General features: G+C 31.9%; 6 protein-coding genes. All 6 read right to left on the bottom strand.

What is annotated here, in order from left to right:
• Positions 1-62 precede the first annotated feature (62 nt).
• Positions 63-1,454, bottom strand: coding sequence for a multidrug efflux MFS transporter NorB (gene norB, locus NST10_RS02990; protein ID WP_000414703.1), 1,392 nt, complete (start codon positions 1,452-1,454; stop codon positions 63-65).
• A gap of 156 nt (positions 1,455-1,610) precedes the next feature.
• Positions 1,611-2,933, bottom strand: a complete 1,323-nt coding sequence (locus tag NST10_RS02985) for an amino acid permease (protein ID WP_000064778.1) — start codon at positions 2,931-2,933, stop codon at positions 1,611-1,613.
• Positions 2,934-2,963: 30 nt separating this feature from the next.
• A complete protein-coding gene (gene tdcB, locus NST10_RS02980; RefSeq protein WP_000210828.1) occupies positions 2,964-4,004 on the bottom strand; it encodes a bifunctional threonine ammonia-lyase/L-serine ammonia-lyase TdcB in 1,041 nt (346 codons plus the stop codon).
• A 94-nt stretch (positions 4,005-4,098) separates the two neighbouring features.
• Positions 4,099-5,217, bottom strand: coding sequence for an alanine dehydrogenase (gene ald / locus NST10_RS02975; RefSeq protein WP_000959426.1), 1,119 nt, complete (start codon positions 5,215-5,217; stop codon positions 4,099-4,101).
• Between the two features lie 474 nt (positions 5,218-5,691).
• Complete coding sequence (locus tag NST10_RS02970) at positions 5,692-6,570, bottom strand: 5'-3' exonuclease (protein WP_001133021.1); 879 nt, start codon at positions 6,568-6,570, stop codon at positions 5,692-5,694.
• A 19-nt stretch (positions 6,571-6,589) separates the two neighbouring features.
• Positions 6,590-10,030 carry a dynamin family protein gene (locus NST10_RS02965; RefSeq protein WP_000608490.1) on the bottom strand — a complete coding sequence of 1,147 codons (3,441 nt, stop codon included), beginning with the start codon at positions 10,028-10,030 and terminating at the stop codon, positions 6,590-6,592.
• Between the last annotated feature and the right edge of the window lie 166 nt (positions 10,031-10,196).

Here is a 10,196-nt window from a genome sequence, read left to right as displayed (position 1 = left end):
TCGGTTTATATTTTTGTTTAATATTGTAGCGACCTTTATGATTTCAATTTAATTCTCAATTATCATAATTGAGTGTCGTTTTGTTTAGGCACAAGTAACAAAATGATAACGAATGATAAAATTCCCATACCTGCGTTTAACCATAATGCAATCATTGCACCAGTATCAATGTTTGTCATATTTGATACGATTGCATAAACTGCACCACTCAATGCGACGCCAAATGCTCCTCCTAATGCAGAAGCCATTTTATAGATACCTGCAGCTACGCCTACTTTTTCTAACGGTGCATTTGCAATTGCTGTATCTGTTGATGGTGTAGCATATATTCCTAGTCCTAAACCAAAGAATAAATAACCTATAATACAACAAATGACATATAATATTTCTGGCAAAAAAGTTAATGAAATGAGACATTCTCCGACAATAAGAACTGCTGTTCCAATTAGCATTGGTTTCTTGCATCCGAATGTTTGAAGTAACTTTTCACCAACACGAATCATAATTAGTACCATTACTAAATAAGTGATTGATAAACTTCCTGCTTGCAAGGAAGAATATCCTAAACCTCTTTGAACAAATGTGTTGGCTACTATTAATGTTCCTGCAACACCATTTAACAAAAAGTTTGAAGCTGTTGCACCTGTATAAGCTTTATTTTTAAATAATTTAAAATCGATTAAAGGATTTGTAGCACGCTTTTCAAGAACTATAAATAAACTAAAAGATACAATTGCAATTGCTAATATAGTGATAAAAAGAAGTGAGGTAACACCTAATTCTGATCCTTTAGTAATTAAAATATTTAAACTGAGAAGCATAATGACTAAAAGAACCAGACCTTTAATGTCAAATTTATTTAGAGAAATCGATTTAGATTTAGTTTCAGGTGTGCCTTTAATAAGAAACAGCGCAATTAATGAAATTATAATTGATAAGATGAAAATCCAACGCCAACCTAAAAGTGTTGCAACTGCACCTCCAAAAAATGAACAAACACCAGAGCCGCCCCATGAGCCAATTGACCAATAACTTAAAGCGCGTTGTCTATCTTTCCCAATGTAATATGACTTAATAATAGACAAAGTTGCAGGCATAATACATGCTGCTGAAAGTCCTTGAATTAATCTTCCTATAATAAGTAATAAAGGAATATTTGAAATAATGATTAATAATGAACCCAATATATTTAAGATAATACCAATGTTCGTGAGTTTAATTCTGCCATATTTATCAGCAAGACCACCTGCTCCTACTACAAACATTCCTGAAAATAAAGCAGTTATACTAACAGCGATATTAACCGTTCCAATATCTGTATTAAAACTATCTTCAAGTATTGGTACAACATTAACCAATGATTGTGCAAATAGCCAAAACGTTATTACACTTAAAACAATTCCTATTAACAACTTATTATTGCCTTCAAATGTCTCTCTTGACGGCTTTTCCATCTCTATTTGCCTCCCTATACTTTTGAAAAACAGACAAATTCCATAACAGAAATTTGTCTGTTCGATAGAATAATTGAATGGTTTTTGATTTTAATGTGCAAAACTTTAAATTTATTAGTAGTCCATTCAATTATTCTCAATGCTAGTTATCTTACCTTATGCTGCTTTTTGTTTCTTCTTATAGTAATAAACTGGTATACCAAGTGCTGTTATTAGAATCCCAATAATTGCCAATATAAATTGTGTAAACAGTGTATTAATTAATACAAATGATCCTGCCAAAATAGCAATTAAAGGTATGATTGGATATAACGGTACTTTATATGGTCGTTCCATATTTGGTTCACGTTTTCTTAAAATTATTACCGCAACAAATGACATACAATAGAACAACCAAATAACAAAAATTAACATGTTTGTAATTGTATCAAAGGCACCCATTGACATCATGATGATAGCGATTATAAGTTGTATAATTGCGCCAAACCATGGTGCACCAGATTTTGTTAATTTTGCGAATAAGTGGCTAAATGGCAATAATTTTCTTTCAGCCATTGCATATGGTACGCGCATACCAGTCATAGTATAGCCATTGATCGTACCATAAACAGATATTAATATACCGATTGTGATAATCTTACCGCCATTTTCTCCAAATAATATTTTTGATGTATCTGATGCTGCATTTAAATTTCCTGCAAGTAGTTCTATTGGCAGTGTTAATAAGAATGTAGCGTTAATTAATAAATACACAGCCATAATACAACCGATACCAACTGAAATCGCTAAAGGTAAATCGCGTTTAGGATTTTTAAGTTCTCCCGCAACATTTCCTACATGAATCCAACCATCATATGCAAACATAGTTGCTAATAAACCACTACCAATTGCTGTAAAGAAACCATTTCCTGAATTACCTGTAGTTGGAATTAATGAAAAAGTGATGTCTCCTGATTGGAAAATACCAAAGATAACGATAACAATAATTGGAATTAATTTAATAACTAAGGTAACTGATTGTAAAATTCCGCCTGCTTTTGAACCTAGGAAATTTATCAACACAATAGATAACGCAGATGCGATTGCTATTGGTATTAATGAACCTATAGATAAATGGAATAAATTAATTAACTGTGTCGCAAATACGATAGACAATGCTGCTACGTTTGCCGGAAAATAAATAAATGATTGTGCCCAGCCTGATAGGAAGCCCCAGAAATCACCGTATGTATATTCTATATACTTTGTTAAGCCACCTGTTTCAGGGATTGCAGCAGCAAGTTCTGCTGCTGTTAACCCCGCACAAATGGTAATGATGCCGCCTAGGAACCATACAAACAAGGCCATTCCTGCTGTTCCTGTTACTTCTGTTACGTTTGATATTTTAAAGAATACTCCTGAACCAATAACTGTCCCCATAACAATAGCAAACGCTGAGAAGAAACCTATATTTTTTTGTAATTCTTTACCATTTGACATAATTACACCTCATTTTTCAGATTAAATGTTTTAACCTACCACACCCTTGCTTGTATCTGCAATATTCAGTCCATGTTCAATGACACCTGAAACTCTAGTTAAGTCAACATTCCCGCCTGAAACTAAAGCAACAACATTTTTATCTTCAAGCCATTTATTGTTTATTTTTCCACTTAAAATTGCAGCTGTTGGTAATGCGCCTGCACCTTCAGTAATAATTTTGGCACGCTGCATTAAATCTTTCATAGCATGTTCAATTTCTTCTTCAGTAACAAGAATAAATTCATCTACTAAATGTTTAACTACTTCATATGTTTGTTCACCAGGAACTTTTACATCACAACCATCTGCTATTGTGCTATCCACTCGATGTTCAGTTAAATCTCTCTTATAGAAAGACTCAGCCATACCATGAACATTCTCAGATTGAACACCGATAATATGAATTGAAGGGTTAAATGATTTTAATGCGGTGGCAATACCTGCAATTAATCCTCCACCGCCAACTGGTACGATGACTGTATTCACATTCCAAATATCATCTAAAATTTCTAAACCAATTGTTCCTTGGCCTGCCATTACAAACTTATCGTCATATGGATGAACGATTGTCATGCCATTTTCTTTCGCTAATTCTTCCATATAAAGTCTAGTTTCGTTAAAGTTTTTACCTTTTAAAATAACCTTTGCCCCATAGCCTTTCGTTGCTTGTTGTTTCGCTTGTGGTGCTGTTTCAGGCATTACGATAGTTGCATCAATGCCTAATAATTTAGCTGTTAAAGCAACACCTTGAGCATGGTTCCCAGCAGATGCTGCGATAATGCCTTTTTCTTTTTGTTCATCCGTTAAGTGATTAATTTTATTGCTAGCGCCTCTAAATTTAAAAGATCCTGTGAATTGCATATTTTCTAATTTTAGAAATACATTCCCTTTAGTTATACTTTGGCTTAAATACATTGATTTAATTAGAGGTGTTCGACGAATAAATGGTTTAATGCTTGCTTTAGCTTCTTCGATATCTCCTAAACTTACAATATGTGCTGTTTGTAATGTAACTGTGTTGGTTGTCATAATAATTACATCCTTCCGTTTTGTAAATTTTTAGTCCAAACTATAATGCTATATTTAAAATATTCATTTCACTCAATTTCATTTAAATTACTATCTATTCGATAACATTTAATATTTCTTTATAATCTAGGTCATGTGATGTAGCTAATCCTTGGTTTGTCACTTGTCCTTGGTAAATGTTTACTCCAGTACTTAAGGCTTCATTATCTTTAATTGCTTGTTCTAGGCCTTTGTCACAAATTTCTAATATATAATCAATATTTCCTTGTGCTAATGCCATTGTTGAAGTTCTTGGGACTGCTCCTGGTTGATTTGGTACACCATAATGAATCACACCTTCTTCTTCATACACCGGATCAGAAATTGTAGTTGGTCTAATTGTTTCAATAGTTCCACCTTGGTCAATAGCTATATCGATTAATACTGAACCTTTTTTCATTGATTTAACCATCTCACGAGTAACCAATTTTGGCGGTTTCGCACCAGGAATTAAAATTGTAGAAATAAATACATCTGCTTTTTTAATTTGTTCTGCTAAATTTTCTGGTGTTGATTTGACTACTGTGACATCTTTTTCTGCATACATATCTTCAAGATATTTAATGCGGTCATCGTTTAACTCGATAATGATTACTTTAGCATTTAGTCCCAAGGCAACATTTGCTGCATTTGTTGCTGCTACGCCACCACCGAAAATCACATATGTACTACCAGGTATATCCACATTTTCATGTACACCAGTCACTAAAGTACCTTGACCACCATGTTGTGCTTCAGAGTAGTAAGCTCCCATAATTGCTGAGCGTTGACCTGCTATAGCACTCATTGGCGCTAATAATTCTGCTTTTCCATTTTTTATAATGGTTTCACCACTAATCGCAGTTACACCAACTTCTTGCATTTTTTCTACTATTTCTTTTGAAGATGCTAGATGTAAAAATCCCCAGATAATTTGATTCTTTTTGAAATATTGATATTCGCTTTCATGAGGTTCTTTTACTTTGATAACAAGATCAGCTTCCCATGCTTGTTCGTGAGTTACGATCTTAGCGCCTTCTTTTTCATACATATCGTTAGAAAATCCTGAACCAATGCCAGCATTTTTTTCAACAATTACTTTATGTCCTGCATCCGTTAACTTACGCACATTTTCGGGTGTGCAAGCTACACGTCCTTCACCTTGTTTTAATTCTTTGACTACTGCAACTAACATTTGCAACACTCCTCTTTCATTTGTGAATAATTTCACAATTATTTTATCCTTTGGTTATGAATATGTAAATACCATTAATTAATTATTCATATTTTATCTATAATTTGTTAATAAATATTTAATATATTATTATTATTCTTAAATATTATGTGCAATTATACCACTATATTTATTTCTTATACTCCATTTGATTTATAGTTGTATTAATACATTGACTCAAAAACTAATTAATCAAATATGTTTTTTAGATTAATAAAGTTGTAACTGTACTATTTTGTAGTGTATGGTAATTTATTTGGATGAAATATAATTCTTTATACTCTATTGATTAATCAAATATGTATCTATCAAAATTCGGCTTATTTATTCACTCTGACATATTCAAATACGCAAAAAGACTATTTCTACCTTGTATCGATAGAAATAGTCTTTTTATACTTAATTGGTTTAATTTTTCATAAAATCTTATACTTTTTAAAAATGGGATGAAATATATTTTCCTGAAACATGTAATTCATGTTCGTTACAAATTGATAAAATATGATTAAGCGTTGTTGCAAATGACATTTTCTCAAAAAGCGCTTCACTATCAATTGGTACTTGTGTGTGAATTTCAGCAAGTCGCTTCGATAAATATAGTTCATCTAAATTGTCATTTATCTTATTACGTTGACCAGCTGATAATGCATCAATGTTTTCAACCACATTTTCAACGCTTTGATATTGCTGAATTAACTTAATAGCCGTTTTCTCGCCAATACCTTTAACACCTGCATATCCATCTGCTGTATCACCCATAAACGCTTTAATATCGATTAGTTGTTGTGGTTCAAGAGCATATTCTTCGTTAAAACGATGTAATGTATATCTATTATAAATGTTAAAACCTTTTTTAATTAGCCAGACTTCAACATTGTCATTAATACATTGCAGTAAATCTTTGTCGCCCGTAATAATATAGACATCGTTATCAGTTGAATATTGTTGTGCTAATGTACCTATAACATCATCCGCTTCATAGTTTTTAACGCCAATATTTACAAAGCCAAATTGCTCTGAAATTTCTTTAACATAATCAAATTGTGGTATCAATTCTTCTGGTGGTGCAGAACGATTTTGCTTATAACCGTCAAACATATCATTCCTAAAAGTTGATTGCCCCATATCCCAACATACAGCTACATGTGTAGGGCGTATTTCATGTATTGCCGAAAAGATATGACGCACAAATCCTTGTATTCCATTTGTAGGTACACCTTGTGAATTGTACATAAATTGTTTATGAAGACTTGTAGCGTAGAAATGTCTAAATAATAGCGCCATACCATCTACAAGTAATATTTTATTTGGCATTTAAAACGTTCCTTCTTTCTTAATATAAAATAGTTTTCAGTTGTTGATGTTTATCTTTCAATTGATTGATAAGTGTTGTATCTAAATCAAATGCTAATAAATCGTTTATTTGCGTTTGAATATTAGCTTCAAAACTTTCAAATTGCGATTCAGCTTCTACAGCCATTTGCTTTACATATAATTCAAGCTGTTGCCTCAATAATCCCATTTGTGGTTGTAATAATCCTAACGTACTTTGACAAATTGATTCATGTATATCTCTTTGCCCATTTGGATTCAAAATTTTACGTTTTGTTAATTGTTTAGGCAATGCATTTAGCATATCGTTGAAATCAATGTGCAATAATGGTTGCTCTATATTAGCTGATTCAAAGTTAAACTGAGGATTAACAATGACATGTAAATCTGCTAATTGTTGAACGATTGGTGCAATTTGCTCAGTGAGTTGATTTTTAAAGTATTTTTTTATACGTTCTGTAATTAAAGATTGCTCTAAAAACAATCGTTGATGAATTTGATCTAAGTATACTTTCGTAGACACTTTCTTTTCTTCATTAAAATCACTATTTTGCGTCATTTGAGAATTAAACACTGATTTAATATCGTCTAGTAGTTGTAGTTTTAAACGGGCATTTAAATGATAAACTTGTTCTTCAACTTCGTTGTCTGTATGTTGTAGCGTCGCATCAATTAATTGATGTTGTAAACGCTGTTTATCTTTATAGACTGTTAACCTATGTTGGCGACGTGAAATATCAGCTTTATTTGTTTCAAATTCTGTAATCATCTCTACATAAGAATGATCCATTTGTTGAAGCTGATGAATCATTTGTTGTTCTAAAATTGATTTAGATTCAACATCAACAAATTGTTGTATGCTTTGTTTTAATTGATCAATGCCCTTATCTTCAGCTTGCAATGCATTTCGACTTGATACAGCAAAAATGTCTGATTGTAAGTGTACTTGTCTTAATGCATCTGATACATATGTTTCAACCGCTTCAAGATCATCTTGACTTTCTGCTAAATCAGCAGCATTAATTACCATTTTAAATGCTTGGTTTTCATTCAACTGGTTCATATCTTTCATGTGTTCTATAAACGCCTTGTCATTATCAGTAAACGAATGATTAAAATAACTTACATACAAGATTAAGTCTGAAGAAGTTAAAATTTGCTCGGTTTCATTTGTATGCCTTTGGTTATTTGAGTGTAGCCCTAATGAATCAACAATTATTTTACCTTTTAACCAATCATGCATTAATGCAATGTGTACTGTTTTAACAAATGTTGCGTATTCATCTTCTGCACTCCACTTTTTCAATTCCTGTTGATTAATGGCATGTTTTTCTCCATTTTCCAACATACTGACATACAAATTATAATGTTTTTCAACTGCATGAACAAAAGCGAGTTGATTTTTATTTAAATGTGATTTTAACTTTTCTAAATCTGAATTAATAAAGTCTTCTATAGTTGAAAAAGATATATCTTGGTATTCAACTACTGCATTAATTTCATCTAATAATTGCGATTGTGATTTTAGCGTTATATAACTCTCGTCTCCATAAGATATTTCTGTAGTAGCTGCTGTAGTAGGATTTGGAGAACTAACTAAAATATGCTCGCCTAATAATGCATTTATCAAACTACTTTTACCCGCACTAAACGTTCCAAATACACCTATTTTTATTAATTTATTATCTATACGTGTTAATGTTTCGTGGATATCCTGCTTTGTACGCTTGAACAAAGGCACATCCGAAATTATATCAAGTGCTTTTTGAATATCTATAGACATATTTGTTGTAGCTGTATTCTGATTTAGCTGCTGATTATCACGATTATCCTTAGCATTATCAGTAGCCACTTGATATGTTGTCTCTTGTCGATCTACTAATTTATCTAGAGATTCATCTAAATGAATATAGTAATGACGATAATTCTTAGTCGTCAATGACTGACGCAGCTCATTTAATTCTGTATAACGTTGATATTCTTTTAAATCATCACTTTCTTCTGTTGGTAATTCATCTGCCTGCACATTTTCTATTATTTCTTTAAAAATTGGTGTTGATTGTTGTTCAACATATTTCTTAATGGCTTTAACCACTTCGTCTGAAAATGTAAGTACATAAGTATTGCTGATTGATGTTTGTGGTTGATATAAACCTTCAATCATTTCCGGCTTAACGTCATAATGCTGATTTAATACTTTATCTGAAGCTTCTTTTTTATTGATAAAACGCGTAACAAATGACATATCTTCTCGCATTGGTTGACGAATTTGTTGATTAACATGTTCTTGTAACGCATCTGTCGCTGTTAATAATCGCTGTTGTTGAATTTGAAGCTTTTTCTTCTTTTTATTAAAAAGGCCACCAACATTAAAGTCTTGAGACATACTTTCCAAATAACTTCGTAACATTTCTCTCATATTATGCGGCATAATGTATGCATTTTCTAAAATATTTTTACGCTTATTCTTTAAAAATGCCATTAATTCATCTGGATTATTTAAAAGTTGCGCCTCTTCACTAATTGCTTGATGTTGTTGACTATTTAAAAATGCTTGTTCAAACTCTGCTTCTTCGATACCCAAATCTTCTAGTACTTCCTGAATTTCAGACTGAATGTAATCTAGCTGAGCTTCGGTAATATATTCAACCGTTCTTGATGTATAATCCTCTATTGTTTCTCTATGTTGATCTAATGAAACTAGATAAGTTGATAATGCTCCAAGTTCATTTTCAGAGTGATCAAATTTCGATACATAAAAGGTGTGTTCTAATTTAATGTCCCAATCTGCAATTGATTTTTCAACTCGAGATTTAAACGTAGCGAATGACAATTCATCGTCTTGATGCTTGTCAATTTGATTAATGATAAACACAACAGGTATTCCAACATCATTTATATGCTTCATAAACTTAAAGTTAAGTTCAGATTGAACGTGGTTATAGTCAACCGTATAAAATATCATATTACTTGTATACATATATTGTTCTGTTATTGACTGATGTGATGCAACATTTGAATCAACACCTGGTGTATCTTGCAACGTAAACCCATTTTCAAATTTAGCTGATTGAAAATTAATTTCTACAGATTCAACGTCGACATTTTGGCGATTCATTTCCCTTACTTCATCATAATTAGATAATTTGGCATACGTTTGATTCGGCAAATTAGCAATAATATCGTGATTGTCTGAAACTGACACGATAGCAGTATTACTTGTCGTTGGTACAGGTGAACTTGGTAAGATATCTTGTTCAATTAATAAATTTATCAGTGTCGATTTACCTGCAGAAAAATGTCCAACGAACGAACATGTATATTGCTGCAAATATACTTTCTTAATTACTTGGTTAATTGTATGTAAAAGTGCTTCATTTCGCGACTTTTCAACTTCTTTTTTTAATTTATATAAAAGATCTAATTGTTCTTTATTAATCATGTTACTTTCCCCTTTGGTTCGTTCACATAGAAATGCTTGCTTGTTAAAACGAATTCATACAATATCGATGTCCATTTAAACAAAGGTCGTTGAATGGCTCGCATTGTATTATGTTTAAATTTTATCATAGCTGCTTGATAAAACATATGAATAATCAATTTTCTTC

It is taken from the genome of Staphylococcus sp. FSL W8-0305 (assembly GCF_037966415.1).
Taxonomy (GTDB): domain Bacteria; phylum Bacillota; class Bacilli; order Staphylococcales; family Staphylococcaceae; genus Staphylococcus; species Staphylococcus aureus.
This window is presented reverse-complemented; position numbering and strand designations above follow the sequence as displayed.

Coding starts and splice junctions, on each gene's coding strand:
- norB (WP_000414703.1), bottom strand. CDS start 1,454: ATGGAAAAGCCGTCAAGAGAGACATTTGAAGGCAATAATAAGTTGTTA.
- NST10_RS02985 (WP_000064778.1), bottom strand. CDS start 2,933: ATGTCAAATGGTAAAGAATTACAAAAAAATATAGGTTTCTTCTCAGCG.
- tdcB (WP_000210828.1), bottom strand. CDS start 4,004: ATGACAACCAACACAGTTACATTACAAACAGCACATATTGTAAGTTTA.
- ald (WP_000959426.1), bottom strand. CDS start 5,217: ATGTTAGTTGCAGTAGTCAAAGAATTAAAACAAGGTGAAGGACGTGTA.
- NST10_RS02970 (WP_001133021.1), bottom strand. CDS start 6,570: ATGCCAAATAAAATATTACTTGTAGATGGTATGGCGCTATTATTTAGA.
- NST10_RS02965 (WP_000608490.1), bottom strand. CDS start 10,030: ATGATTAATAAAGAACAATTAGATCTTTTATATAAATTAAAAAAAGAA.